General features: G+C 41.3%; 35 protein-coding genes. 31 read left to right on the top strand and 4 right to left on the bottom strand.

Annotated elements, in window-relative coordinates; translation table 11 throughout:
* Positions 1-17: 17 nt before the first annotated feature.
* From EGM47_RS07300 to EGM47_RS07285, 4 genes are all read right to left on the bottom strand, one after another.
* A complete protein-coding gene (locus EGM47_RS07300; RefSeq protein WP_124980115.1) occupies positions 18-860 on the bottom strand; it encodes a hypothetical protein in 843 nt (280 codons plus the stop codon).
* Between the two features lie 14 nt (positions 861-874).
* Entirely contained in the window at positions 875-2,365 is a 1,491-nt protein-coding gene (locus tag EGM47_RS07295) for a RagB/SusD family nutrient uptake outer membrane protein (protein WP_124980114.1), read from the bottom strand.
* Between the two features lie 14 nt (positions 2,366-2,379).
* Positions 2,380-5,403 (bottom strand): SusC/RagA family TonB-linked outer membrane protein, encoded by a 3,024-nt coding sequence (locus EGM47_RS07290; protein ID WP_124980113.1) that lies wholly within the window; start codon positions 5,401-5,403, stop codon positions 2,380-2,382.
* A gap of 116 nt (positions 5,404-5,519) precedes the next feature.
* Positions 5,520-7,184, bottom strand: a complete 1,665-nt coding sequence (locus EGM47_RS07285; protein WP_124980112.1) for a BamA/TamA family outer membrane protein — start codon at positions 7,182-7,184, stop codon at positions 5,520-5,522.
* Positions 7,185-7,355: 171 nt separating this feature from the next.
* Here EGM47_RS07285 and rpsL point away from each other — a divergent pair, with 171 nt between their 5' ends.
* The 31 genes from rpsL (at position 7,356) to EGM47_RS07130 (ending at position 23,734) form a co-directional block, all read left to right on the top strand.
* Positions 7,356-7,730, top strand: a complete 375-nt coding sequence (gene rpsL / locus EGM47_RS07280) for a 30S ribosomal protein S12 (RefSeq protein WP_015361172.1) — start codon at positions 7,356-7,358, stop codon at positions 7,728-7,730.
* Between the two features lie 67 nt (positions 7,731-7,797).
* Positions 7,798-8,274 (top strand): 30S ribosomal protein S7, encoded by a 477-nt coding sequence (gene rpsG / locus EGM47_RS07275; protein WP_124980111.1) that lies wholly within the window; start codon positions 7,798-7,800, stop codon positions 8,272-8,274.
* Between the two features lie 3 nt (positions 8,275-8,277).
* Entirely contained in the window at positions 8,278-10,419 is a 2,142-nt protein-coding gene (fusA, locus tag EGM47_RS07270; RefSeq protein WP_124980110.1) for an elongation factor G, read from the top strand.
* 12 nt (positions 10,420-10,431) lie between these two features.
* Positions 10,432-10,737 (top strand): 30S ribosomal protein S10, encoded by a 306-nt coding sequence (rpsJ, locus tag EGM47_RS07265; RefSeq protein ID WP_084061557.1) that lies wholly within the window; start codon positions 10,432-10,434, stop codon positions 10,735-10,737.
* A 90-nt stretch (positions 10,738-10,827) separates the two neighbouring features.
* Entirely contained in the window at positions 10,828-11,445 is a 618-nt protein-coding gene (gene rplC / locus EGM47_RS07260) for a 50S ribosomal protein L3 (RefSeq protein ID WP_124980109.1), read from the top strand.
* Positions 11,445-12,074 (top strand): 50S ribosomal protein L4, encoded by a 630-nt coding sequence (gene rplD / locus EGM47_RS07255; RefSeq protein ID WP_124980108.1) that lies wholly within the window; start codon positions 11,445-11,447, stop codon positions 12,072-12,074. The genes rplC and rplD overlap by 1 nt, the downstream gene beginning before the upstream one ends.
* A 4-nt stretch (positions 12,075-12,078) precedes the next feature.
* Complete coding sequence (gene rplW / locus EGM47_RS07250; RefSeq protein ID WP_124980107.1) at positions 12,079-12,369, top strand: 50S ribosomal protein L23; 291 nt, start codon at positions 12,079-12,081, stop codon at positions 12,367-12,369.
* A gap of 12 nt (positions 12,370-12,381) precedes the next feature.
* On the top strand, positions 12,382-13,206 hold the full coding sequence (rplB, locus tag EGM47_RS07245; RefSeq protein ID WP_124980106.1) for a 50S ribosomal protein L2: 825 nt from the start codon (positions 12,382-12,384) through the stop codon (positions 13,204-13,206).
* Between the two features lie 3 nt (positions 13,207-13,209).
* Complete coding sequence (rpsS, locus tag EGM47_RS07240; RefSeq protein ID WP_124980105.1) at positions 13,210-13,488, top strand: 30S ribosomal protein S19; 279 nt, start codon at positions 13,210-13,212, stop codon at positions 13,486-13,488.
* Between the two features lie 6 nt (positions 13,489-13,494).
* Positions 13,495-13,905, top strand: coding sequence for a 50S ribosomal protein L22 (rplV, locus tag EGM47_RS07235; protein ID WP_124980104.1), 411 nt, complete (start codon positions 13,495-13,497; stop codon positions 13,903-13,905).
* Positions 13,906-13,912: 7 nt separating this feature from the next.
* Complete coding sequence (gene rpsC / locus EGM47_RS07230; protein ID WP_124980103.1) at positions 13,913-14,635, top strand: 30S ribosomal protein S3; 723 nt, start codon at positions 13,913-13,915, stop codon at positions 14,633-14,635.
* Between the two features lie 12 nt (positions 14,636-14,647).
* The gene (gene rplP / locus EGM47_RS07225) at positions 14,648-15,067 is read left to right on the top strand and encodes a 50S ribosomal protein L16 (protein WP_124980102.1); all 420 of its coding nucleotides are present in this window, start codon (positions 14,648-14,650) and stop codon (positions 15,065-15,067) included.
* Between the two features lie 9 nt (positions 15,068-15,076).
* Entirely contained in the window at positions 15,077-15,259 is a 183-nt protein-coding gene (gene rpmC, locus EGM47_RS07220) for a 50S ribosomal protein L29 (protein WP_124980101.1), read from the top strand.
* A gap of 6 nt (positions 15,260-15,265) precedes the next feature.
* Positions 15,266-15,523, top strand: coding sequence for a 30S ribosomal protein S17 (rpsQ, locus tag EGM47_RS07215; protein ID WP_124980100.1), 258 nt, complete (start codon positions 15,266-15,268; stop codon positions 15,521-15,523).
* Entirely contained in the window at positions 15,523-15,891 is a 369-nt protein-coding gene (rplN, locus tag EGM47_RS07210) for a 50S ribosomal protein L14 (RefSeq protein WP_124980099.1), read from the top strand. Before rpsQ ends, rplN begins: the two co-directional genes overlap by 1 nt.
* A 9-nt stretch (positions 15,892-15,900) precedes the next feature.
* Positions 15,901-16,212, top strand: a complete 312-nt coding sequence (gene rplX / locus EGM47_RS07205; protein ID WP_124980098.1) for a 50S ribosomal protein L24 — start codon at positions 15,901-15,903, stop codon at positions 16,210-16,212.
* Position 16,213: 1 nt separating this feature from the next.
* Positions 16,214-16,765 (top strand): 50S ribosomal protein L5, encoded by a 552-nt coding sequence (rplE, locus tag EGM47_RS07200; RefSeq protein WP_124980097.1) that lies wholly within the window; start codon positions 16,214-16,216, stop codon positions 16,763-16,765.
* A 6-nt stretch (positions 16,766-16,771) separates the two neighbouring features.
* Complete coding sequence (rpsN, locus tag EGM47_RS07195) at positions 16,772-17,041, top strand: 30S ribosomal protein S14 (RefSeq protein WP_124980096.1); 270 nt, start codon at positions 16,772-16,774, stop codon at positions 17,039-17,041.
* A gap of 18 nt (positions 17,042-17,059) precedes the next feature.
* Entirely contained in the window at positions 17,060-17,458 is a 399-nt protein-coding gene (gene rpsH, locus EGM47_RS07190; protein WP_124980095.1) for a 30S ribosomal protein S8, read from the top strand.
* Positions 17,459-17,467: 9 nt separating this feature from the next.
* Positions 17,468-18,010, top strand: a complete 543-nt coding sequence (rplF, locus tag EGM47_RS07185) for a 50S ribosomal protein L6 (RefSeq protein ID WP_124980094.1) — start codon at positions 17,468-17,470, stop codon at positions 18,008-18,010.
* Positions 18,011-18,022: 12 nt separating this feature from the next.
* Entirely contained in the window at positions 18,023-18,370 is a 348-nt protein-coding gene (gene rplR / locus EGM47_RS07180) for a 50S ribosomal protein L18 (RefSeq protein ID WP_124980093.1), read from the top strand.
* A gap of 18 nt (positions 18,371-18,388) precedes the next feature.
* Complete coding sequence (rpsE, locus tag EGM47_RS07175) at positions 18,389-18,913, top strand: 30S ribosomal protein S5 (RefSeq protein WP_124980092.1); 525 nt, start codon at positions 18,389-18,391, stop codon at positions 18,911-18,913.
* 11 nt (positions 18,914-18,924) lie between these two features.
* Positions 18,925-19,104 (top strand): 50S ribosomal protein L30, encoded by a 180-nt coding sequence (rpmD, locus tag EGM47_RS07170; protein ID WP_124980091.1) that lies wholly within the window; start codon positions 18,925-18,927, stop codon positions 19,102-19,104.
* 11 nt (positions 19,105-19,115) lie between these two features.
* Positions 19,116-19,568 carry a 50S ribosomal protein L15 gene (rplO, locus tag EGM47_RS07165; protein ID WP_124980090.1) on the top strand — a complete coding sequence of 151 codons (453 nt, stop codon included), beginning with the start codon at positions 19,116-19,118 and terminating at the stop codon, positions 19,566-19,568.
* Positions 19,569-19,577: 9 nt separating this feature from the next.
* Positions 19,578-20,912, top strand: coding sequence for a preprotein translocase subunit SecY (secY, locus tag EGM47_RS07160; protein ID WP_124980089.1), 1,335 nt, complete (start codon positions 19,578-19,580; stop codon positions 20,910-20,912).
* Positions 20,912-21,127: a translation initiation factor IF-1 gene (gene infA, locus EGM47_RS07155; RefSeq protein ID WP_008613577.1), complete on the top strand. Its 216-nt coding sequence runs from the start codon at positions 20,912-20,914 to the stop codon at positions 21,125-21,127. Before secY ends, infA begins: the two co-directional genes overlap by 1 nt.
* A 2-nt stretch (positions 21,128-21,129) precedes the next feature.
* Positions 21,130-21,246, top strand: coding sequence for a type B 50S ribosomal protein L36 (ykgO, locus tag EGM47_RS07150; RefSeq protein ID WP_009779203.1), 117 nt, complete (start codon positions 21,130-21,132; stop codon positions 21,244-21,246).
* A 3-nt stretch (positions 21,247-21,249) separates the two neighbouring features.
* Entirely contained in the window at positions 21,250-21,624 is a 375-nt protein-coding gene (rpsM, locus tag EGM47_RS07145) for a 30S ribosomal protein S13 (protein ID WP_124980088.1), read from the top strand.
* 12 nt (positions 21,625-21,636) lie between these two features.
* Entirely contained in the window at positions 21,637-22,026 is a 390-nt protein-coding gene (gene rpsK / locus EGM47_RS07140; protein WP_124980087.1) for a 30S ribosomal protein S11, read from the top strand.
* Between the two features lie 85 nt (positions 22,027-22,111).
* A complete protein-coding gene (rpsD, locus tag EGM47_RS07135; RefSeq protein ID WP_124980086.1) occupies positions 22,112-22,717 on the top strand; it encodes a 30S ribosomal protein S4 in 606 nt (201 codons plus the stop codon).
* Between the two features lie 24 nt (positions 22,718-22,741).
* The gene (locus EGM47_RS07130) at positions 22,742-23,734 is read left to right on the top strand and encodes a DNA-directed RNA polymerase subunit alpha (protein ID WP_124980085.1); all 993 of its coding nucleotides are present in this window, start codon (positions 22,742-22,744) and stop codon (positions 23,732-23,734) included.
* The last annotated feature ends 3 nt before the right edge of the window (positions 23,735-23,737 follow it).

The following is a 23,737-nucleotide window of genomic DNA, read 5'->3' as shown; positions in this document are numbered from 1 at the left end:
CAGTTGCTTAAAATGGATTAGAGCTTCTGTAATAAGATCGCTTGATTTGCAAATGGACCACCACAACTTCCATCGATATCCTCGTTGTAAGCCACGATGATATTCGTGTCATCCGATAAGTCATAGGTCGTCTGATTAGTAGCAGGACCAAATAAAAGAGGCGTGGCTGTACAACCTAGAGCAGGTGATGGCCCAGTTTGACCCAAAACGAGATTACCACAAACCAGGTTGATAGTGTTGTTCACTGCCGTGGGTCTAAATCCAGGATAGATAGCCGCTGAAAAAACACGTTGAGAGGGAGATGATCCAACACTCAATGTCACTGTTCCAGATTCAAAGTTTTCCGTTCCATTTCCAGGTCCTACAACACCACTAAGATTAAATAAACTATAATCGCCTACCATATAATCTGCTGGGATAGGGCATACCTGAAACACATTGATAGTGGTGGGTTGACCTACAGAAAACCCGGCACCATCTTCGATTCTTAAAACTACCGTCTCTACTGCGGTATCAACACCAGGAACATCCTGTCCGGTAATCACCACTTCCCCAGTATAAGAGTTGGCTGGTATCGTTACCGTTGAAGGTATCATCACCGACATATCAACTAAGGTATTCTCTTCTGGATCTTGAGAAACTTCAATATTGAATGTTCTATCCATATCAGAAATGGTGGACACGTTAACAGGAACCGTTACGGAACCAGTAGCATCGATCTCAATTTCTAGATCGAAGGATGAGTTACTGAATGCAACCAAAGCGGGTCCATTCACGTTGTCATATATTACTAAATCTTCCTCACACCCAATCAGGGCAATCGCAAGAAAAGCAAACAAAAATTTTGATATATTTTTCATGATTATAGGATTTATTAGTAACCGTCGTTTTGAGTTACTACGTTATTAGTTGCAGATACTTCATTTTGTGGGATAGGCCAATACTGAGCGATAGTTTCGGTAACCGAAAGATCGCAATTAGCTAAACCTGCAATGCTACAGTCAGTATCATCTCTGTCGTATCCAGTCACTCCGGCTTTACTCGCTAATCTTGAAACATCAATATATCTATGACCTTCAAGGTACAATTCAAGTCTTCTTTCAGCAAGAACATCAGCCCAAGCCTCTTGAGCGTTAGCATATACTGGTAGCGCAGCTGGGCTGCCATATCGGTTATCACGAATAGCTTTAATTTCATTTGCAGCACCAGTTAAATCCATATCATTGATTCTAGCTTCGGCTTTTACAAATCTAAATTCGGCGGCACGGAAGATTTTTAAATCGTTGATAAGAACACTTGACAAAGAGGGATCTCCAGGATATTTGTCGATGACAAGGATATCAGTAAATCGTGGATTAACATCCGTCATGTAAGTTGGACTAATAACAGAAGTAGGATCTACGTATGTAGTTCTTCTTACGTCATTTGGATTGTTATCCAGGGTGTTAAATACCTCTCTACTTAATTCATATACAGGAGCTCCTCCAGCGGTACTGTTATTGGTGTTCCAAACACCACCAATCGCACCATTTCCATCAACACGTTCTGCCTTAAAGATAATTCCGTCCGTAGACTGATCAGCCCATACAGCTGGAAAATTAGTTCTTGAACTCACAGAGTAATCTGCTAGTAACAAGTCAGCCATATCTTCTGCAACTGGATAATTTTCTGTGTATAGTGCCACTCTTCCTCTAAGGGCTCGTACAAAGTCTTCGTTGATGAAGATACGAGAAGGGTTCATTACTGGGCTATTCAACCCTAGAAATAAACTCTCAGCTTGGTTGAGATCATCGTATATAAACGTCAAGTTTTCTCCTACTGTATTCCTAGGAAGTACAGCACCCAATTCAGGTACAAAATCTACATTGACAATCCCAGTACTACTTGGGTCAGTTAGATCTTCTGAATAAAAAGTCATAAGTTGAGCATGTCCGAACGCTCGCATCGCCAAAGCTTCTGCTCTTACTTGATTGTAAGCATCTTCTTCACCCATTTCTGGAGTGATCGCATCTGCTGCAGCAAGAAGTCTGTTGGCTCTATTTATGAAACTATAGGTGTTATACCAAATACCAGAAATCGCTCCAGTGTTTGGAGTCAAATTATAAAGGTGAACGGCATCGTTAGTAACTCCCTGACCACCGTTAGCTCGCCCAATACTTACTTCATCTGTAAAGATTGAAGTAAATGAAATGACAGCAGAATTGTCTAATGAGGAATAGACCCCAAAAATACCTGCTTGCAAATCATCAACATTTTGGAAAGCTGCAGGTTCTAGAAACTCACCAGGTTGAACAATGTCCGTAGCATCTTCACACCCAACCAGGAGTGCGAAAACACCTAATGCAATAAATTTTATTTTTTTCATGTCTTCTTTTTTTTTTAAAACGATAAATCAATACCAACACTATAGATTTGCGGTGTTGGATAATCATATTGTGTAGCTCCGTCAGGACGCTCAGGATCATTACCTCTCCACTTAGAGAAAGTAGCAAGGTTTTCAGCACTCACATAAATTCTTCCGCTGTTGAAGCTGATTTTTTCCAGTAAGTCTGTTGGTAGGTTGTAACCTAACTGTACGAAACGAAGTCTTAGGAAATCTGCCTCTTTCAAGAATCTTCCATTGTTAGGAACATTCAAGTTTGTCGCAGTCAAGGAAGGGATGTCTGTCACTCTGTTATCGACAGTCCAAGCACGTTCAAGATCAGTGGACAATTGTGTCACCCCAATGTCATTAGGGTCAACATAGCCTGAGTAGTCAAAGTCGAATCTGTCAATACCAGTAATAAAACTCCATTGATTTTCAAAGAAGAAGTTATTCCAACTCAAGTTGAAACCAAAACCACCTTGGGCGTCTGGAGTCGCATCAGTTCCTGTAAACCTTCTATCCTCATTTGTTGGAGCTTCAGTGATGTTACCATCAATGTCTAAAAATAAAGCCTCTCCATTTGCTGGATTAACACCTGCAAAAGGGATTACATAATATTCGTTCAAACTTCTACCTTCTGCGATAGCCGTGTTTCCGTTATCCAATAGGCCTCCTTCAACATTTACTCTTGTAATTTCATTTTCATTGTATGCTACATTAGCAAATACCGTAAGCCCGAAATCTTTAGAATCTAATGGTTTAAGGATGTCGTAAGAAGCACTAAGTTCTATACCTCGGTTTCTAAGATCACCTACGTTAGCAGGGTTAGATGTACCTACACCAACGATAGCTGACAATTGCTGCTGGAAGAATAACTCTGTGGTATCTCTATTGTAAACATCAAGCGTACCTCTTAATCGGCTATTCCAAAGACCAAATTCTACACCAATGTTAGTTGTGGTAATGGTTTCCCATTTTAGCGATGGGTTACCAAGTTGGGCAAGTACGAAGGTTTGGTTGTTTGCATAACCCTGACCTGTACCGAAAAGTGTTCTCACATTGGACAAGGCTCCGTAGTAACCACCAAGAATTCTGTCGTTTCCTGTGCTACCATAAGACACTCTCAATTTCAGGTTGTTGAAAACAGAACCATCCATAAAGTCTTCCTGGTCAATATTCCATCTAGCTGCAACAGACCAAAATGTTCCCCATTTGTTGTCATCAGTAAATCTACTTGATGCATCACGTCTAATTGTAGCTCCAATTCCGTAGGTACTGTCAAAGTCATAATCTGCTTGTGCAAAATAAGACAACAATCCTAATTCATTTTTGGCAGAACCAATTGTGGGTACAAAGATATCTTCGTTTCCATTATCCCCAATAAATGAAGAGCCATCTCCTGGAGAAAAAGTTCGAGGGTTTAGACCATCGACTGAATAATTGAAAGACTTAAAGTGAGCTTTCACATATTCTATGTAGGCAGACGCAGAAACAGAATGTTTATCCTCAGCACCAAAAGATTTAGCGTAGTTAAGGCTCAAGTTGGAGTTAAACCTAAAGTCTCTTGTATAACTCTCTGTCTGATTACCATCGATAGGAGTAGTACGACCATCCAAGGTTGCTCTTACTCTGGAAAGTGCTGATTCAGGACCCTCGTAATCTAAGAGAGCCGTTTGCGTGTAATCTGTTCCCAAGTTGTATTTTAAAGTAAAATCACTAGTCAAATCATACTCAAATTGAGCACCACCTACGATCTTCAATTCGTCAACTCTACGTCCTGTAAAGAATAAATTGTCATACAATACAAATGGAGACGCTTGAATGTTGAAAGCGTTAATTCCAGTAAGTGCTTGAGGGTCATAATTGGATACGTCTAAATAAGGCAATGAATTGAAGGCACCAAACGCATAGTTAAAAAAGACCAATCCGCTACCTAGACTTCCAGGGGTATCATTCTTAGAGTAACCCGTGGTTAGGTTTGTATTATATCTGAATTTTCCGTTATCGCTTTTACCTTGAAGATTAGAGCGAAGGGTAAACCTTTGTAGTTTACTTTGTACCAAAGTACCATCCTGCTCAGTGTAACTCAAAGACGTAAAACTTGAGGTTTTTTCACCCCCTTGTGAAAAAGAAAGGTTATGTGAATTGGTAACACCTGTTCTATAGAAAACGTCTGACCAATCTGATCCTTCGGTGAAGGTGTTGATTTGATCATCAGTAAGGGTTGCTCCCAATCCGTTACCAGTACGTTGCTCTAACCTCAAATAATCTTGAGCGCTATATAAATCATAATCATTATCTAGAATACTTGCAAAACCAGTAGATCCTGAATAATTGATTTGAAGCGGAGAATTATATTTACCACTCTTGGTGGTAATTACGATAACACCATTGGCTCCTCTGTTACCAAAAATAGCTGTTGCCGCCGCATCTTTCAAAGTAGTGAAAGTGTCAATGTCATTAGGGTTCAAAGAACGAAAGTTGTCTTCGTCCACTGGTACACCGTCAATTAAGAATAAAGGTTCAGTGTTACCGTTGATAGAACTGGGTCCACGAAGTTGAACTAAACTGTTTCCTCCAGGCTGACCAGTTGCCGTCTGAATGTTCAAACCAGGAATTTGACCTTGAATCCTTTGGATAAAGGATGCGTTGGGTCTGTTCTCGATTTGCTCAGCAGTTATGGTATTTGATGCTACGTTAGATTTTTTCTTTGCAACAGTTCTATATCCTTCAACTACAATAGTTTCTAAAGAAGTGCTTAAGCTTTGATTGATCACTGTTTGATTTCCTACCGCAGCCTCTTTAGTATCATATCCGGAGAAAGAAAATACCAATACGTCTTCTGGACTAGCCTGAATGGTATAATTTCCATCAAAATCTGTTGTTGTTGCCGTGGAAGTTCCCTTCACCACAACAGTGGCTCCGAAAAGCGGCCCGTCGGCATCAGTTACCGTACCGGTAACGGTTTGCTGTGCAAAAGCTACTTGCACAACTAACGCTAGTAATAGCGTCAAAATTCCATTGATTTTTGTTTTCATGTTTAGATTTATTTGAATTAGCCAGCGCCAAAAATCAAAAAAAGAAGTTAATAAAACAACTTTTAATTCATCTATTTCCTCATTTACTTAAGCCTTACTTAACGATTTGCTAACATTTAAAACCTTATTTTTAAGTTTAAATGTGCTATAGTGCTGGAAAAGTCCACATTAGCATCGTCAAATTGCCCATTGGCTATGCCTAATTTCAATATTCCAGCCTGTGTTAAAATTCCCATTCCTACACCAAAACCGTATATGTTTACCGGTCTTTCATCGAAAAAGCTTTGAAAAACACCGTAATCTATAATAGAATGTAGGTAAATCTGTTCTCCCAAGCGGTAGCGAAATTCTGTCATCAGGGTTCCGTATTTGGAACTATCAAAGCTATGTTGCGCAAATCCTCTAATACTGCCCAGTCCGCCGAATTGATAAAGCTCGTTGAACTGTATATTGTCAGAGTTGAGCCACTTAGCGTTTACACTGGTAAAAACTGAACTCTTATGGGATAGATGCCATAAACGTCGAAAGGTTGCGTGGATGATCTGCTGATTTTCATTTTTTTCCAATAGAAGGCGTCTGCGTATTCCTAATTCAACAGTTAGCGCAGTTTTTTCTGGCATCAAGAGATCATTAAGATTCTGCCTGAGTAAGGAGTAGTTGGCTACCAACCCGTTTGAACTGATGTCGTCGGTGGGGGTAGTCTCGATAGAAGCAGTGGCTGTAGACAACCTATTTTCATAAGCTAGACCGAACGAACTCTCCCAATTAGGTTTGTAAAATGCACCTGCACTCACTCTTGTGTTTTGATAAGTACTATCTCTACGCAACAAGTTAAGCTCACCTTTGAACCCAAAGTTGGATCCCAGTAAGTAAGGTACTTCTACCTGAACATCCAGTAGACTTTGTTCGCCAGTATCGTTTCTATAAATCAAATGTAAAGTTTCGGCGGCGTCCAGGTTGTTCTGCAACAAGAGGTCCAAGTATCCGGTCAATTCAAGTTTGTCACTCTCACCATTGTTAAAGCCTAGCATCCCGTCTACCGTATTGTTGTTTTTCTTTTCTAAATACAAGTAGATTTGGGTACTGTCTTGTTTAAATAAAATTCCAGGCTCTCTGGTCTGGTTTACAAATGGCATAGAAGCAATTGCGTTGTTCACCCGTTGGATGGTGCGATCGTTAAAGACACTGTTCTGCTTCAATTGTTTACCTAGAACTTTCTTGGGGAATTTGTCATAACCTTTGACGATAATTTGATTGAGCCGGCGTTGCTGGTTCAGTTTCAATTGATAAGTCAATTCAAGGGTATCTTGACCAAGTCTGCCGACTTGTATCGGGTTTATTTGATTAAAAGAGTATCCAGCGGCATACAGGTCATTGGTGGATTTGTTCAACAGGCTGTCCAGGGATGTGATGGGGATGGTTTGTTCTCGCTTTCGCGAAAGCGGAATCACTGCTAAACGGGTGGAGTCTTCTGGGCCTTCAAGGATGAGCTTAACATGGGATGTCCGTTTGCCTAAGATCCATGATTGTTGATATGTACTATCGTTGTTCTTTTGAATAGGTTGCGTCAATAAGTTCAAATAACCACGGCGCTGGTAGGTTTTAACCAGGCTATCAGAGGCTTTGTTTATTTGCGCGTAATTGATAAATGGACCGACTTTAGTGAGGGAGTCGCTAGCTGTAGTGATTGGGTCTAGCTGGCTGATTTCAAGATAAAGTTGCTGCGCAGAAAGCGGTAGTACAAATAGTATATATATAATAAGGACAAATAAGTATTTCAACAATACATTTATTAGGATGGGAAATCAGGAAGTTAACGTCAAAAAGACCAGGTTTCTTGTCGGTTGAAAAAAGTTATTCTAAATATTTGAAACTGAGGTTTGAATAACTGGTTTTTTATTATACCTTTGCGCACCCTAAAAATAGGGATTAATTTATTAGCGTAAAACAATATGCCAACGATTTCACAATTAGTACGTAAAGGAAGAGCCAAAATAACCAAGAAGAGTAAATCGGCTGCTTTAGATTCCTGTCCTCAACGTCGTGGAGTTTGTACTCGTGTTTACACCACTACGCCTAAGAAACCTAACTCAGCGATGAGAAAGGTTGCGCGTGTGAGACTTACCAATGGTAAGGAGGTAAACGCCTACATTCCCGGAGAAGGTCACAATCTACAAGAGCACTCGATAGTATTGGTTAGAGGTGGAAGGGTAAAGGATTTGCCTGGTGTTAGGTATCACATTGTACGCGGAGCTCTGGACACAGCTGGTGTTGCAGACCGTACACAACGTCGATCCAAATACGGAGCAAAGCGCCCTAAGAAGTAAACAATTTTATAAAGGACCAACATTAGTGATGTTTGGTCTTTTTATTTAACAATTTCAACAAGAAGAAATGAGAAAAAGACAGGCCAAGAAACGTCCTATCCTTCCGGATCCACGTTTTAACGACCAGCTGGTAACGCGTTTTGTCAACATGATGATGTTGCACGGTAAAAAATCTACCGCGTTCAAGCTATTCTATGATGCAATGGATATCGTGGAAGAAAAAAATCAAGATGAAGAAAAAACCGCTTTGGAAATCTGGAAAGATGCATTGTCCAATGTTATGCCACACGTAGAGGTGAGAAGCCGTCGTGTAGGTGGGGCGACCTTCCAAATTCCGATGCAGATCAGACCTGATAGAAAGATTTCTACAGCTATGAAGTGGTTGATCAGCTATGCGCGCAAGCGTAACGAGAAATCCTTTTCGGTTAAGTTGGCTTCTGAAATTTTGGCTGCCGCCAAAGAAGAAGGTGCTGCTGTTAAGAAGAAGGTGGATACGCACAAAATGGCTGAAGCAAACAAGGCATTCTCACACTTTAGATTCTAAGAAATGGCACAAAGAGATTTAAAATATACTAGAAACATAGGTATTGCTGCGCACATTGACGCAGGGAAAACCACCACGACAGAACGTATCCTTTATTATACAGGTGTAAGCCATAAGATTGGAGAGGTTCACGATGGTGCGGCTACCATGGACTGGATGGAGCAGGAGCAGGAGCGTGGGATTACCATTACTTCGGCGGCTACTACTTGTACTTGGAAGTTTCCCATGGAAAACGCCCAGCCATTACCAGAAACAAAAGATTATAACTTTAACATCATCGATACTCCAGGTCACGTTGACTTTACTGTAGAGGTAAACCGTTCCTTGCGTGTATTGGATGGATTGGTATTCTTGTTCAGTGCGGTGGATGGGGTAGAGCCTCAGTCCGAAACCAACTGGAGACTTGCCGATAACTATAAAGTGCCACGTATTGGTTTTGTGAACAAAATGGACCGTCAAGGTGCTAACTTCCTGGCTGTTTGTCAGCAAGTGAAGGATATGTTGAAGTCCAATGCGGTGCCGATCGTTTTGAACATCGGTGAAGAAGCAGATTTCAAAGGTATCGTTGATCTTGTTAAGAACCGTGCGATCGTATGGCATGATGAGACTCAGGGAGCTACATTTGATGTGATTGACATTCCAGAGGAGTTGAAGGAAGAAGCGCGCAAATACCGTGGTCTTTTGATCGAGGAGGTTGCTGCTTATGATGAGAATCTTTTGGAGAAATATATGGAAGATGAAGACTCCATCACCGAGGAGGAAGTACACGCCGCTTTGCGTGCCGCGGTTATGGATATGTCCATCATCCCTATGATTTGTGGATCTGCATTTAAAAACAAAGGTGTTCAATTCTTATTGGATGCTGTATGTCGCTATTTGCCTGCTCCAACAGATAAGGAAGGTATTGTCGGAGTTAATCCTGACACACAAGAGAAAGAATTGCGTAAGCCAGATGTAGACGCTCCGTTTGCAGCACTTGCTTTTAAGATTGCTACGGACCCATTTGTAGGTCGTTTAGCATTTTTCCGCGCCTACTCAGGACGTTTGGACGCAGGTTCTTATATATTGAACAACAGATCTGGTAAGAAAGAGCGTATCTCTCGTATTTACCAGATGCACTCCAATAAGCAAAATGCCATTGATTTTATCGAGGCAGGAGACATTGGAGCAGCCGTAGGTTTTAAAGATATCAAGACTGGTGATACGATGTCTGATGAGAAGCATCCTATCATTCTTGAATCTATGGACTTCCCTGATCCTGTAATCGGTATCGCGGTAGAACCTAAGACCAAAGCAGATGTAGATAAACTGGGTATGGCATTGGCTAAATTGGCCGAAGAGGATCCTACTTTCCAAGTAAGAACTGATGAGGCTTCTGGTCAAACGATCATTTCTGGTATGGGTGAGCTTCACTTGGATATCATCGTGGATCGTTTGAAGCGTGAATTCAAGGTAGAGGTTAGTCAAGGTGCTCCTCAAGTAGAGTACAAAGAAGCTATCACTAGAAGCGCTGACCACCGTGAAACTTATAAAAAGCAGTCTGGTGGACGTGGTAAGTTTGGTGATATCGTATTTACCCTTGAACCAGCTCATGAAAATGAAGATGGTAAGATAGAAGAAGGACTTCAGTTTGTGAATGAAATCAAGGGAGGTAACATTCCTAAAGAATTTATCCCTTCTGTAGAAAAAGGATTCCGCGAGGCAATGAAGACTGGACCTTTGGCTGGATTTGAAATGGATAGCATGAGAGTTACACTTAAGGATGGATCTTTCCACCCTGTAGATTCTGACCAGTTGTCCTTTGAACTTGCGGCAAAATTGGGTTACAAAGCTGCGGCTAAATCTGCTGGTGCTGTAATTCTTGAGCCTATCATGAAGTTGGAAGTTATTACTCCAGAAGAAAACATGGGAGATATCGTAGGAGACTTGAACCGTCGTCGTGGTCAGGTAAACGATATGAGTGACCGTGCCGGTGCAAAAGTCGTCAAGGCTGAAGTACCACTTTCTGAGATGTTTGGATACGTAACAACTTTACGTACACTTTCCTCTGGGCGTGCAACTTCTACCATGGAATTTTCACACTATGCTGAGACTCCTTCTAATATTAGTGAAGAAGTGATCGCAGCAACAAAAGGTAACAACTAATTTTTTCAAGAGATGAGTCAAAAAATCAGAATTAAACTCAAGTCGTACGATTATAATCTGGTAGATAAGTCTGCTGAAAAAATCGTAAAAACCGTAAAAACAACAGGTGCTGTGGTAACGGGTCCAATTCCATTGCCTACACACAAAAAGATCTTTACTGTTTTGAGATCTCCGCACGTTAATAAGAAGTCACGTGAGCAGTTTGAACTTAGTTCCTACAAGAGATTGTTGGATATCTACAGTTCTTCATCCAAGACTATCGATGCGTTGATGAAGTTGGAACTTCCCAGTGGTGTGGAAGTAGAGATCAAGGTGTAATTGATCACACATTAGAGTTATAGGGTGTTGCGCTTTCGCGAAAGCGCAACACTTTTTTAAATATTTCAAACAACAATTAATTTTTTAAATATGTCTGGGTTAATAGGAAGAAAAATCGGAATGACTAGCATCTATGACGAGAATGGTAAAAACATACCATGTACGATCATCGAGGCAGGTCCTTGCGTTGTTACCCAAGTCAGAACTGAAGATGTGGACGGCTATGCTGCCCTGCAACTAGGTTTCGATGACAAATCAGACAAGAATGCTTCAAAAGCGGCTCAAGGTCACTTTAAGAAAGCTGGTACTGCTGTCAAGAGAAAGGTTGCCGAATTCAAAAGTTTTGATGAGGAGTACAAACTAGGTGATAGTATCACTGTAGAGATGTTCACTGAAGGTGAATTTGTCGATGTATCAGGAACTTCAAAAGGAAAAGGTTTCCAGGGAGTTGTAAAACGTCACGGTTTTGGTGGTGTTGGACAGCAAACCCACGGTCAGCACAACCGTTTGAGAGCTCCAGGATCCATTGGTGCTGCATCTTATCCAGCACGTGTATTCAAAGGAATGCGCATGGCCGGTCAGATGGGTAATGAAAAAGTAAAAGTTCAAAATTTAAGAGTATTGAAAGTAGTGGCTGAAAAGAACCTACTGGTGGTGAAAGGATGTGTGCCTGGTCACAAGAACTCTTATGTAATCGTACAGAAATAATGAAGGTAGCAGTATTAGACATCAAAGGAAAAGAAACAGGTCGTCAGGTAGAACTGTCTGATGAGGTGTTTGGAATCGAGCCTAGTGAGCATGCCATTTATTTGGATGTAAAGCAGTACTTGGCCAATCAGCGTCAGGGAACCCATGCCGCCAAAGAACGTGCTGACATTGTTGGAAGTACGCGTAAGATCAAGAAACAAAAAGGTACTGGTACCGCGCGTGCTGGTTCTATCAAGTCTCCGATCTTTAGAGGAGGTGGGCGTATTTTTGGTCCAAGACCAAGAAGCTACTCCTTCAAACTAAACAAAGGACAAAAGCGTTTGGCACGTAAAAGTGCGTTGAGTCAGAAGGTGGCTGAAGGTAATTTTCACGTGGTTGAGGACTTTAATTTTGAGGCGCCAAGAACCAAGGATTTTATCCAGGTAATTCAGGATTTGGGACTTGCTGACAAAAAATCCCTTTTTATCTTGGGTGAATCAAATAAAAACGTATATTTGTCTTCGCGAAATTTGAAGCGCTCTGATGTTATAACTAGCTCAGAATTAAGCACTTACAAGATTCTAAATGCAGCAAATGTTGTTGTTTTAGAGGGTTCGCTAGAAGGAATTCAAGAAACTTTAAGTAAATAAGGCCATGAGCATTTTAATAAAACCTATCATTACAGAAAAGGCAACCCGCGATAGTGAGTTGCTAAATCGTTACGGTTTTGAAGTGTCTCCCAAGGCAAATAAAGTTCAAATCAAAAACGAAGTTGAAGCGACTTATGGCGTGACTGTGGTTAAAGTAAGAACCATGAACACGCGTATTGATCGCAATACTAAATACACTAAATCAGGGATACAAGTTGGTAAAACATCTGCTCGTAAAAAAGCATTTGTACAACTGAAGGATGGAGATACCATCGACCTTTATAGTAATCTATAATAAAAGACTATAATGTCAGTAAGAAAATTAAAACCTGTTACTCCTGGGCAGCGATTTAGAGTTGTGAATGGCTACGACGCCATCACGACTGATAAGCCGGAGAAGAGCTTGCTCGCTCCGAAAAAACGCTCAGGTGGTCGTAACGCTAGCGGTCGTATGACGATGCGTTACAAAGGTGGTGGTCACAAACGCCGCTACCGTATGATTGATTTTAAAAGAGATCGTCACGGAGTTCCTGCAACGGTTGCTAGCATTGAGTATGATCCAAACAGGACTGCTTTTATTGCTTTGGTGAACTATCAGGATGGTGAGAAGCGATATGTTATTGCTCAAAATGGTTTGCAAGTAGGTCAGAACATTGTTTCCGGTGAAACTGCAACACCAGATGTGGGTAACGCAATGAAGCTTTCTCAGGTTCCTCTAGGATCGATCATTAGTTGTATCGAATTAAGACCTGGTCAAGGAGCGATCATTGCTCGTAGTGCTGGTTCTTTTGCACAATTAATGGCTCGTGAGGGTAAGTATGCAACAGTTAAGATGCCATCTGGTGAAACCAGATTAATTCTTCAGGAGTGTCTTGCAACCATCGGTGCGGTTTCTAACTCTGATCATCAATTGATCGTAGGTGGTAAAGCCGGTAGATCAAGATGGTTGGGTAGAAGACCTAGAACACGTCCAGTAGCGATGAACCCGGTAGATCACCCAATGGGTGGTGGGGAAGGTCGTGCCTCTGGAGGGCATCCTAGATCGCGTAACGGTATACCTGCAAAAGGTTATCGCACACGTGACCTCAATAAAGCGAGTACTCAATATATATTAGAACGTAGAAAGAAATAAATTATGGCTCGTTCATTAAAAAAAGGACCTTACGTATTTCATAAGCTGGAAGCTAAGGTGGCTCAAAATGTTGAGTCTGGAAAAAAATCGGTAATCAAAACCTGGTCACGTGCATCTATGATCACTCCAGATTTTGTTGGACAAACCATCGCCGTACACAACGGACGTCAGTTTGTACCAGTATACGTTACGGAAAACATGGTTGGACATAAACTTGGTGAATTTTCACCGACGAGATCTTATAGAGGTCACGGTGGTGCAAAGAACAAAGGAAAAAAATAATAGGCTATGGGAGTTCGTAAAAGAGAATCGGCCGAAAAGCTGAGAGAGGCAAAAAGCCAATGGGCAATGGCCAAGTTGAATAACTGTCCGACATCTCCTCGAAAGATGAGATTAGTGGCCGATATCATCAGAGGTAAGAAGGTTGAGGATGCATTGAACATTCTTAAGTTTTCTTCCAAAGAGGCAGCCAGAAGATTGGATAAGTTGGTGTTGAGTGCCATCGCTAACTGGCAGGCAAAGAATGAAGATGCTGATCCAGCCGAAGCTGGTCTTTTTATCAAGGAGATCAGAGTAGACAGCGGAAGCATGTTGAAGAGATTGCGTCCTGCGCCGCAAGGAAGAGCGCACAGAATTAGAAAAAGATCAAACCATGTTACTCTTGTGTTAGGTCAAACCAATAACGTAGAGGCTAACTAAAACAGGTATGGGACAAAAAACAAATCCAATAGGAAATCGTTTAGGGATCATCAGAGGATGGGAATCCAACTGGTACGGTGGAAACGACTATGGTGATAAACTTGCTGAAGACGATAAAATCAGAAAGTATATTCACGCACGTCTTTCTAAAGCCAGTGTATCTCGTGTGATCATCGAGCGTACTTTGAAGTTAGTTACTATCACAATTACTACCGCTAGACCTGGTATCATTATCGGTAAAGGTGGTCAGGAAGTTGATCGATTGAAGGAAGAGCTGAAGAAGATCTCTGGTAAGGATGTTCAAATTAATATCCATGAGATCAAGCGTCCAGAATTGGATGCACATTTGGTCGGTGCTAGTATCGCTAGACAGATCGAGAATCGTATCTCTTACCGTCGTGCCATCAAAATGGCTATCGCTGCAGCAATGAGAATGAATGCAGAGGGTATTAAAGTACAGATCTCTGGTCGTTTGAACGGAGCTGAAATGGCACGTTCAGAGTCTTATAAAGATGGACGTATTCCCCTTTCTACCTTCCGTGCAGATATTGATTATGCATTGGTTGAAGCTCATACCACTTATGGAAGAATAGGTGTGAAAGTTTGGATCATGAAAGGTGAAGTGTACGGTAAGCGTGAGTTGTCTCCGCTTGTAGGACTTGCCAAGAAACAACAAGGAAACAAAGGTGGTGGCTCTGGTCGTGGAGGAAACCGTCGTCGTAGAAAATAATAATAGCTAGAAATGTTACAACCTAGAAAAACAAAATTCAGAAAGCAGCAAAAAGGTCGCATGAAAGGTGACTCTGGACGCGGTAACCAGCTAGCCTACGGGACTTTTGGAATTAAATCTTTGGATTCTAATTTCATTAACTCAAGACAGATTGAAGCAGCTCGTATTGCAGCTACACGTTATATGAAAAGGGAAGGATCTATCTGGATCAAAATTTTCCCAGACAAGCCGATTACCAAAAAGCCTCTTGAGGTACGTATGGGTAAAGGTAAAGGTAATGTGGAGTATTGGGCAGCCGTTGTTAAACCAGGACGTATCCTTTTTGAGGTATCTGGTGTGCCATTGGCTACAGCCCAGGAAGCTTTGAGGCTTGCAGCTCAAAAGTTGCCCGTTAAAACCAAATTCATAGTCGCTCGCGATTATCAAGAATAATATTGAGTCATGAAACAATCAGAAGTAAAGAATTACTCACTGGATGAGTTAAAGGACAAGCTGGCAGAATCACAGGCAGCTTACGGTGACCTCAAGAGGACTCATAGTATGTCACCTCTTGATAATCCTTCGCAGATTACTAAACTGCGCAAGACTATTGCAAGAATCAAGACTGCTATCAATAACAAATAGTACGACATGGAGACAAGAAATTTAAGAAAAGAGCGTATTGGGGTTGTAAAGAGCAACAAGATGGATAAGAGTATCGTCGTTGCCGAGGTTAAAAGACAAAAGCACCCTATGTACGGAAAGTTCGTACTAAAGACTAAGAAGTACGTAGCTCATGATGAGAAGAACGAGTGTAACGAAGGTGATACCGTACGCATCATGGAAACCCGTCCTTTGAGTAGGTCTAAGAACTGGAGATTAGTAGAAATCATAGAAAGAGCTAAGTAATGGTACAACAGGAATCAAGATTAAAGGTTGCAGATAATACCGGAGCCAAAGAGGTTTTGTGTATCAGAGTTCTGGGAGGAACTAAAAGACGTTATGCCTCTGTAGGAGACAAAATTGTTGTATCCGTTAAGGAAGCTACTCCCAATGGTAACATTAAAAAAGGTGCCGTCTCTACAGCTGTTGTGGTGCGTACCAGAAAAGAGGTAAGAAGACCAGACGGTTCTTACATCAGATTTGACGACAACGCATGTGTGCTGTTGAATCCAACATCTGATATGAGAGGTACTCGTGTTTTTGGTCCAGTTGCCCGTGAGTTGCGTGATAAGCAATTCATGAAAATTGTTTCACTTGCTCCAGAAGTACTATAACAAGAAATTATGGCAAAGTTAAAAATCAAAACAGGAGACACCGTTCGTGTTCTTGCCGGTGAGCACAAAGGTGCAGAAGGTAAGGTGACCAAAGTGTTTATTGAGAAGAATAAAGCGATCGTAGAAGGTGTAAATATGGTTTCCAAACACGAAAAGCCCAGCGCTGCAAATCCGCAGGGTGGGATCAAGGAAATGGAAGCTCCTTTGCATGTATCCAACCTAGCACTGATTGACAAGAATGGTAAAACTACCAGGGTAGGTTATGATGTAGAAGGTGGTAAGAAGACACGTATTGCCAGAACAACAAAAGAAGCTATATAACATGTCGTATATACCTAGACTTAAGGAAGAATATAGAGAGCGTATCAGCGCATCTCTTAAGGAGGAATTCGGTTACTCGAATGTAATGGAGATCCCTAAGTTGCAGAAGATCGTTTTGAGCCGTGGTGTCGGTGCAGCTGTTGCTGATAAGAAATTGATCGATTATGCAGTAGAAGAGTTGACTGCCATTACAGGTCAGAAAGCTGTAGCTACACTTTCCAAGAAGGATGTGGCTTCCTTTAAATTACGTAAGGGGATGCCTATTGGTGCCAAAGTTACGTTGAGGGGAGAGCGCATGTATGAGTTTTTGGATCGTTTGGTAACTGTAGCGCTTCCACGTGTAAGAGACTTCCAAGGGATTAAAGCTGATGGTTTTGATGGTCGTGGAAATTACAACCTGGGAATCACTGAGCAAATCATTTTCCCTGAAATCAACATCGATAAGGTAAATAAGATTGCGGGTATGGATATCGCCTTCGTAACGTCAGCAAACACTGATAAAGAGGCTAAATCTTTACTTGCTGAATTAGGATTACCTTTCAAAAAGAACTAAGAAGAGATGGCAAAAGAATCAATGAAAGCGCGTGAGCGCAAACGTCAAGCACTAGTAGACAAGTACGCTGAAAAGCGCAAAGCTCTAAAGGAAGCTGGAGATTATGAAGCATTACAAAAGCTTCCAAAAAATGCCTCTCCCGTTAGATTGCACAACAGATGTAAGTTGACAGGACGTCCTAAAGGTTATATGAGACAATTTGGTATTTCTCGTGTACTGTTCAGGGAAATGGCAAATAAAGGTTTAATCCCAGGAGTTAAAAAGGCTAGTTGGTAACGGCTTAAAGATATTATTATGAATACAGATCCAATCGCAGATTATCTAACTAGAATTAGAAACGCAGTGCGTGCCAATCACAGAGTGGTAGATATCCCTGCTTCCAAAGTAAAGAAGGAGATCACCAAAATCTTGTTTGACCAAGGTTATATCTTGAGCTACAAGTTTGAAGACACTTCGGCACAGCAGAATATTAAAATCGCTTTGAAATACGACCGCGATACCAAAGAGTCGGTAATTAAAGATTTACAGCGTCTGTCGAAGCCAGGTCTTCGTAAGTATGCTGGTGCAAACGAACTTCCACGTGTGCTTAACGGCTTGGGTGTAGCGATCATTTCTACCTCTAAAGGTGTTATGACAGACAAGCAGGCTCGCTCTGAGAATGTAGGTGGTGAAGTTTTGTGTTACGTATATTAATAAACAGCTATGTCTAGAATAGGAAAAAGTCCGGTAGCTATACCTGCTGGTGTAACAGTAAAGATTGAAAACGACACAATTAATGTCGAAGGTAAGTTGGGAAAACTTTCCCAGCCATATTCTGATATTAATATTGAAGTAGATGGTGATAATGTTGTACTTTCGCGCCCGTCTGATGCAAAAGATCATAGAGCCAAGCATGGTTTATACCGCTCACTGATCCAAAATATGGTTCAAGGCGTGTCTGAAGGCTTTACCAAGGAATTGGAATTAGTAGGAGTAGGTTATCGTGCCTCCAATCAAGGACAAAAACTTGATTTGGCGCTAGGCTTCTCTCACAATATCATCTTGGATATTGCACCAGAGGTCAAGGTGGAAACTGTGTCAGAAAAAGGTAAAAACCCTATCGTTAAGTTGACGTCCTTTGACAAGCAATTGGTAGGACAAGTAGCTGCCAAGATTAGGGAATTCCGCAAGCCAGAGCCTTATAAAGGAAAAGGAATCAAGTTTGTGGGTGAAATCATTAGAAGAAAAGCTGGTAAATCAGCATAATTTATAGTTATTATGGCATTTTCAAAGTCAGCAAGAAGAGAAAAAATCCGCAAGAGAGTGCGTAGAACTGTTACTGGAACTTCAAGTCGTCCTAGACTTTCGGTTTTCAGAAGTAATAAGGAAATCTATGCCCAATTGATTAACGATGTGGATGGAGTGACTATCGCTGCTGCATCTTCAAGAGAGTTGGATTCCAACTCCCCTAAAAAAGATGTCGCCAAGGAAGTTGGAAAAGCTGTAGCCGAAAAGGCAAAAGCAGCGGGAATTGAGGCAGTCTCTTTTGATCGTGGTGGATATTTGTATCACGGCCGCGTGTTGTCCCTTGCAGAAGGAGCAAGAGAAGCTGGGCTTAAATTTTAATTTGAAACATTTAGGATAATGTACCAAAAATATAAAAACGTAGAAGTAGTTAAGCCAGGTGGCTTGGATTTAAAAGACCGTCTTGTCGGTGTTCAACGTGTTACAAAAGTGACTAAGGGTGGACGTGCCTTTGGTTTCTCTGCGATTACCGTTGTAGGTGATGAAAATGGAGTTGTAGGTCACGGACTTGGAAAATCCAAAGAAGTTTCTGAAGCCATTGCTAAGGCTGTTGAAGACGCCAAAAAGAACTTGGTTAGAATTCCATTGAAAAACGGAACCATTCCGCACGAGCAGAAAGGTAAATTTGGTGGAGCGCGTGTTCTTCTAATGCCTGCTTCAACGGGTACTGGAGTTATCGCAGGTGGTGCTATTCGTGCCGTATTGGAAGCTGTAGGTGTTCATGATGTATTGAGTAAAAACCAAGGATCTTCCAATCCACATAACGTGGTAAAAGCTACCTTTGATGCACTGTTACAATTGCGCAGCGCAGAGACCGTAGCAAAGCAACGTGGTATCTCAATTGATAAAGTATTTAACGGATAATCCCTACTACGATGGCAAAGTTAAAAGTAAAAAAAGTACGCAGCGCGATCAACAGGACTTCTAGACAAAAGAAGACCTTGCTCGCATTAGGCTTGCGCAAAATGAATCAGGTTGTGGAGCATGAAGATAATTCTGTGATACAAGGTATGATTGCAAAAGTTTCACATTTAGTCTCTGTAGAGAAGGCTTAAAAATATTTACAATGGGTTTAAATAACTTAAAACCGGCTGAAGGATCTGTTAAGAAAGCAGGTAAGATTATAGGTAGAGGTCAAGGTTCTGGAAAAGGAGGAACAGCTACCCGTGGTCATAAAGGAGCCAAGTCGCGCTCTGGATATTCTAAAAAGATCGGTTTTGAAGGAGGTCAAATGCCGCTTCAAAGACGTGTGCCTAAATTTGGTTTCACTAATATCAATCGTAAGGAATATGCTGGAGTCAACCTTGATGTTATCCAGGCTTACCACGAAGCAGGTCGTCTTTCAGACACTATTACTGTGGATGACATGATCGCTGAAGGTATTGTTGGGAAAAACGATATGGTCAAGGTTCTTGGTCGTGGTGAGATCAAAGCTTCCGTTAATGTAACGGCTCATAAATTTACCGCTTCCGCGAAAGCTGCTATAGAAAAAGCAGGAGGACAAGCACAAACTGTATAATCGTACCGGATGAAATTAATTGAAACCTTAAAAAATGTCTGGAAGATAGAAGAACTGAGAGATCGTATTATTATGACTTTCAGTTTACTTCTTGTTTATAGGTTTGGTGCCCAAATCACGTTGCCTGGAATTGATTCAACGGAGCTTAGTGGTTTTGCGTCTAATTTTTCAACCGGAATTGGCGGGATATTGAATGCCTTTACTGGGGGAGCCTTTGCAAAGGCCTCTGTATTTGCACTAGGTATTATGCCATACATTTCTGCCAGTATTGTTGTTCAATTAATGGGTATCGCTATTCCGTATCTGCAGAAATTGCAGAAGGAAGGTGAATCTGGTAGAAGAAAAATTAACCAAATTACACGATGGCTGACCATTGGTATTTGTTTGATTCAAGCACCAAGTTATTTGTTGACTCTGGATACATTAGGAGTTCCGGAATCTGCCTTTATGATGAAAGATCAACAAACTTTGTTCCTGGTTATAAGCACAATTATCTTGGTAACTGGATGTGTGTTTGCCATGTGGTTGGGAGAAAAGATCACAGATAAAGGAATTGGGAACGGTATCTCACTATTGATTATGGTGGGAATTATTGCAACCCTTCCCCAAGCTATTGCTCAGGAAACAGTTGCCCGATTTGATGGTACGGGTGGCTTGTTTTTAATTGTTATCGAATTGGTGATTTGGTTGTTAGTGATCGCGGCCTGTGTGTTCTTGGTCATGGGAGTAAGAAGAATACCTGTGCAATATGCACGACGTACAGCCACTGGTGGGTACGAAAAGAATGTTTTCGGTTCAAGACAGTATATCCCACTCAAGCTTAATGCCTCTGGGGTAATGCCTATCATCTTCGCGCAAGCAATCATGTTTGTTCCATCGGCCATAGGTCAAATGGAAGCTGAATGGGCGAAGTCAATCGGAGCTGCTTATAGCGATATATTTGGTTTCTGGTACAACTTGACTTTCGCATTATTGATTATCGTCTTTACTTATTTTTATACTGCTATCACGGTTCCTACTAATAAGATGGCTGACGATTTAAAACGCAACGGAGGATTTATTCCGGGTATACGTCCTGGAACTGAGACTTCAGAATATTTGGATAGGATCATGTCCCAGATCACATTACCTGGGTCTTTGTTTCTTGCTGCTGTAGCGATATTTCCAGCCGTTATCTCTCTTATGGGGGTTAATCAAGCATGGGCTTTGTTTTACGGTGGTACCTCGTTACTAATTATGGTGGGGGTTGCGATTGATACAATGCAACAAATAAATTCCTATCTACTCAATCGTCATTATGATGGTTTGATCAAGACTGGGAAAAATAGAAAAGCAGTAGCATAATGGCAAAACAACCAGCAATAGAACAAGACGGATCCATCATCGAGGCATTATCCAACGCAATGTTTAGGGTAGAGCTCGAAAATGGTCACGTAGTCACTGCGCATATTTCAGGTAAGATGCGCATGCATTATATAAAACTTTTACCTGGAGATAAAGTAAAATTAGAAATGAGTCCTTACGATTTGACAAAAGCAAGGATCACTTATAGATACTAATTATGAAAGTAAGAGCATCAGTTAAAAAAAGAAGTGCTGACTGTAAAATTGTACGTCGCAAAGGGCGTCTTTATGTCATCAACAAAAAGAATCCAAAATTTAAACAAAGACAAGGTTAAGCTATGGCTAGAATTGCAGGGGTAGACATACCTAAAAATAAACGTGGAGAAGTAGCATTGACTTACATTTTTGGTATAGGTAGAAGTCGCGCTCAAGAGGTTCTTGAATCTACAGGTGTTGGCCTAGACAAAAAGGTAAACGAGTGGGATGATGACGAAATCGGAAAAATTCGTGCAGCTATAGGTGAATTTACCATAGAAGGTGAATTGAGATCCGAAACTCAGATCAACATCAAGCGTTTGATGGATATCGGTTGCTATCGAGGAATCCGTCACAGGTCAGGACTTCCATTGAGAGGTCAGCGTACCAAAAACAACTCTCGTACTCGTAAAGGAAAACGTAAGACGGTTGCCAACAAGAAAAAAGCAACCAAATAATAAGTAACTGATATGGCAAAGTCTAAAACAGTAGCAAAGAAACGTAAGGTAGTCGTTGATAGCGTAGGAGAGGCACACATCTCTTCTTCTTTCAACAATATTTTGATCTCCCTTACCAACAAAAAAGGAGAAGTGATCGCTTGGTCCTCTGCAGGAAAAATGGGTTTCCGTGGTTCTAAGAAAAACACCCCTTACGCTGCACAATTGGCGGCTGAGGATTGTTCCAAAGTAGCACATGAAGCTGGTTTGCGCAAGGTAAAAGCCTATGTGAAGGGGCCAGGAAACGGACGTGAAAGCGCCATCCGTTCCATTCATAACTCTGGTATCGAAGTTACTGAGATTATCGATGTGACGCCACTACCACACAATGGTTGTCGTCCACCGAAAAGAAGAAGAGTATAATTATCTATTAATATCGAGTGGTTATATGGTTACCGAAGGATATCGACCTGAATTCGTAACACACCGCTCACAATAATTTTTTAAAATGGCAAGATATAGAGGTCCTAAGGCAAAAATCGCACGTAGATTTAGAGAACCGATTTTTGGCCCTAGTAAAGCGCTGGAGAAGAAGAACTATCCTCCGGGAATGCACGGTAACGCAAGACGCCGTGGAAAAGAGTCTGAATACGCAGTTCAGCTCAAAGAAAAACAAAAAGCAAAGTACACTTACGGTATCCTTGAAAAGCAATTCCGTTTGATGTTTGAGAAAGCCGTACGTAGCACTGGAATTACCGGTGAAGTATTGCTTCAACTTTGCGAGTCGCGTTTAGACAACGTGGTGTACAGAATGGGTCTGGCCAGATCTCGAAGAGGTGCCAGACAGCTGGTTTCACACAGACACATCACCGTAAATGGCCAATTGGTCAACATCCCTTCTTACCAGCTTCAGCCAGGTGACGAGGTAGCGGTGCGTGAAAAGTCCAAGTCTTTGACAGCGATCGATGATGCACTTTCTAGCAACGAGCACGTTTATGACTACATTACTTTCAACAAGGCAAACTTGACCGGAACTTTTGTTTCTGTCCCAGAACGTTTGCAGATCCCTGAAAATATCAAGGAGCAGTTGATCGTTGAATTGTACTCTAAATAATAACCAACACATTTAAGTAATCTTATGGCCATATTAAATTTCCAAAAGCCGGATAAAGTAATCATGATTGATTCCACTGACTTCGAAGGTAAATTCGAATTCAGGCCGCTAGAACCAGGTTACGGACTTACCGTTGGTAATGCGCTTAGAAGAGTACTCTTATCTTCTTTGGAAGGTTTTGCAGTAACTTCTATCCGAATTGAAGGAGTTGATCACGAGTTTTCAACCATTGAGGGCGTAGTGGAAGATGTAACTGAAATTATTTTGAACTTTAAACAAGTTCGATTCAGACGTCAGATTGATGAAGTGGACAGTGAAGTTGTTAACGTAAGCTTCTCTGGAAAAGATCAGTTTACTGCTGGTGATATGCAAAAGCATATTTCTGGTTTTCAGGTGTTGAATCCTGAAATGGTGATCTGTAATACAGAGAGTAATGTCAACCTCAATTTAGAATTGACAATTGAAAAAGGACGTGGTTATGTTCCTGCAGAAGAGAACAAAAATCCCAATGCCGCAATCGGTACTATCGCTATCGACTCTATCTTTACTCCAATCAAAAATGTAAAGTATAGTATCGAAAACTATCGTGTTGAGCAAAAGACCGACTTTGAAAAATTGGTTTTTGAAATTATCACTGATGGTAGTATCCACCCTAAGCATGCCCTTACTGAGGCTGCCAAAACTCTGATCCACCACTTTATGTTGTTCTCTGATGAGAGAATTACGCTGGAAGCAGACGAGATTGCGCAGACTGAAACCTATGATGAGGAGAGCTTGCACATGCGTCAACTGCTCAAGACTAAACTAGTTGATATGGAGCTTTCAGTTCGTGCATTGAACTGTTTGAAAGCTGCAGAGGTAGAGACCTTGGGTGACTTGGTGTCCTACAACAAAAACGATCTTATGAAGTTCAGAAACTTCGGTAAGAAGTCTTTGACTGAATTGGAGGAGTTGGTAAATGTAAAGGGTCTTAACTTCGGAATGGACCTAGCAAAATATAAATTAGACCGTGACTAGTCC

The organism is Nonlabens xiamenensis (assembly GCF_003865345.1).
In the GTDB taxonomy this organism is placed as follows: domain Bacteria; phylum Bacteroidota; class Bacteroidia; order Flavobacteriales; family Flavobacteriaceae; genus Nonlabens; species Nonlabens xiamenensis.
Note: the sequence above shows the minus strand (reverse complement) of the source record. Positions and strands in the feature narration are given on the sequence as shown.

Excerpts from the sequence above, each read along its gene's own strand:
- EGM47_RS07300 (WP_124980115.1), bottom strand. The coding sequence starts at position 860 with ATGAAAAATATATCAAAATTTTTGTTTGCTTTTCTTGCGATTGCCCTG.
- EGM47_RS07295 (WP_124980114.1), bottom strand. The coding sequence starts at position 2,365 with ATGAAAAAAATAAAATTTATTGCATTAGGTGTTTTCGCACTCCTGGTT.
- EGM47_RS07290 (WP_124980113.1), bottom strand. The coding sequence starts at position 5,403 with ATGAAAACAAAAATCAATGGAATTTTGACGCTATTACTAGCGTTAGTT.
- rpsL (WP_015361172.1), top strand. The coding sequence starts at position 7,356 with ATGCCAACGATTTCACAATTAGTACGTAAAGGAAGAGCCAAAATAACC.
- rpsG (WP_124980111.1), top strand. The coding sequence starts at position 7,798 with ATGAGAAAAAGACAGGCCAAGAAACGTCCTATCCTTCCGGATCCACGT.
- fusA (WP_124980110.1), top strand. The coding sequence starts at position 8,278 with ATGGCACAAAGAGATTTAAAATATACTAGAAACATAGGTATTGCTGCG.
- rpsJ (WP_084061557.1), top strand. The coding sequence starts at position 10,432 with ATGAGTCAAAAAATCAGAATTAAACTCAAGTCGTACGATTATAATCTG.
- rplC (WP_124980109.1), top strand. The coding sequence starts at position 10,828 with ATGTCTGGGTTAATAGGAAGAAAAATCGGAATGACTAGCATCTATGAC.
- rplD (WP_124980108.1), top strand. The coding sequence starts at position 11,445 with ATGAAGGTAGCAGTATTAGACATCAAAGGAAAAGAAACAGGTCGTCAG.
- rplW (WP_124980107.1), top strand. The coding sequence starts at position 12,079 with ATGAGCATTTTAATAAAACCTATCATTACAGAAAAGGCAACCCGCGAT.
- rplB (WP_124980106.1), top strand. The coding sequence starts at position 12,382 with ATGTCAGTAAGAAAATTAAAACCTGTTACTCCTGGGCAGCGATTTAGA.
- rpsS (WP_124980105.1), top strand. The coding sequence starts at position 13,210 with ATGGCTCGTTCATTAAAAAAAGGACCTTACGTATTTCATAAGCTGGAA.
- rplV (WP_124980104.1), top strand. The coding sequence starts at position 13,495 with ATGGGAGTTCGTAAAAGAGAATCGGCCGAAAAGCTGAGAGAGGCAAAA.
- rpsC (WP_124980103.1), top strand. The coding sequence starts at position 13,913 with ATGGGACAAAAAACAAATCCAATAGGAAATCGTTTAGGGATCATCAGA.
- rplP (WP_124980102.1), top strand. The coding sequence starts at position 14,648 with ATGTTACAACCTAGAAAAACAAAATTCAGAAAGCAGCAAAAAGGTCGC.
- rpmC (WP_124980101.1), top strand. The coding sequence starts at position 15,077 with ATGAAACAATCAGAAGTAAAGAATTACTCACTGGATGAGTTAAAGGAC.
- rpsQ (WP_124980100.1), top strand. The coding sequence starts at position 15,266 with ATGGAGACAAGAAATTTAAGAAAAGAGCGTATTGGGGTTGTAAAGAGC.
- rplN (WP_124980099.1), top strand. The coding sequence starts at position 15,523 with ATGGTACAACAGGAATCAAGATTAAAGGTTGCAGATAATACCGGAGCC.
- rplX (WP_124980098.1), top strand. The coding sequence starts at position 15,901 with ATGGCAAAGTTAAAAATCAAAACAGGAGACACCGTTCGTGTTCTTGCC.
- rplE (WP_124980097.1), top strand. The coding sequence starts at position 16,214 with ATGTCGTATATACCTAGACTTAAGGAAGAATATAGAGAGCGTATCAGC.
- rpsN (WP_124980096.1), top strand. The coding sequence starts at position 16,772 with ATGGCAAAAGAATCAATGAAAGCGCGTGAGCGCAAACGTCAAGCACTA.
- rpsH (WP_124980095.1), top strand. The coding sequence starts at position 17,060 with ATGAATACAGATCCAATCGCAGATTATCTAACTAGAATTAGAAACGCA.
- rplF (WP_124980094.1), top strand. The coding sequence starts at position 17,468 with ATGTCTAGAATAGGAAAAAGTCCGGTAGCTATACCTGCTGGTGTAACA.
- rplR (WP_124980093.1), top strand. The coding sequence starts at position 18,023 with ATGGCATTTTCAAAGTCAGCAAGAAGAGAAAAAATCCGCAAGAGAGTG.
- rpsE (WP_124980092.1), top strand. The coding sequence starts at position 18,389 with ATGTACCAAAAATATAAAAACGTAGAAGTAGTTAAGCCAGGTGGCTTG.
- rpmD (WP_124980091.1), top strand. The coding sequence starts at position 18,925 with ATGGCAAAGTTAAAAGTAAAAAAAGTACGCAGCGCGATCAACAGGACT.
- rplO (WP_124980090.1), top strand. The coding sequence starts at position 19,116 with ATGGGTTTAAATAACTTAAAACCGGCTGAAGGATCTGTTAAGAAAGCA.
- secY (WP_124980089.1), top strand. The coding sequence starts at position 19,578 with ATGAAATTAATTGAAACCTTAAAAAATGTCTGGAAGATAGAAGAACTG.
- infA (WP_008613577.1), top strand. The coding sequence starts at position 20,912 with ATGGCAAAACAACCAGCAATAGAACAAGACGGATCCATCATCGAGGCA.
- ykgO (WP_009779203.1), top strand. The coding sequence starts at position 21,130 with ATGAAAGTAAGAGCATCAGTTAAAAAAAGAAGTGCTGACTGTAAAATT.
- rpsM (WP_124980088.1), top strand. The coding sequence starts at position 21,250 with ATGGCTAGAATTGCAGGGGTAGACATACCTAAAAATAAACGTGGAGAA.
- rpsK (WP_124980087.1), top strand. The coding sequence starts at position 21,637 with ATGGCAAAGTCTAAAACAGTAGCAAAGAAACGTAAGGTAGTCGTTGAT.
- rpsD (WP_124980086.1), top strand. The coding sequence starts at position 22,112 with ATGGCAAGATATAGAGGTCCTAAGGCAAAAATCGCACGTAGATTTAGA.
- EGM47_RS07130 (WP_124980085.1), top strand. The coding sequence starts at position 22,742 with ATGGCCATATTAAATTTCCAAAAGCCGGATAAAGTAATCATGATTGAT.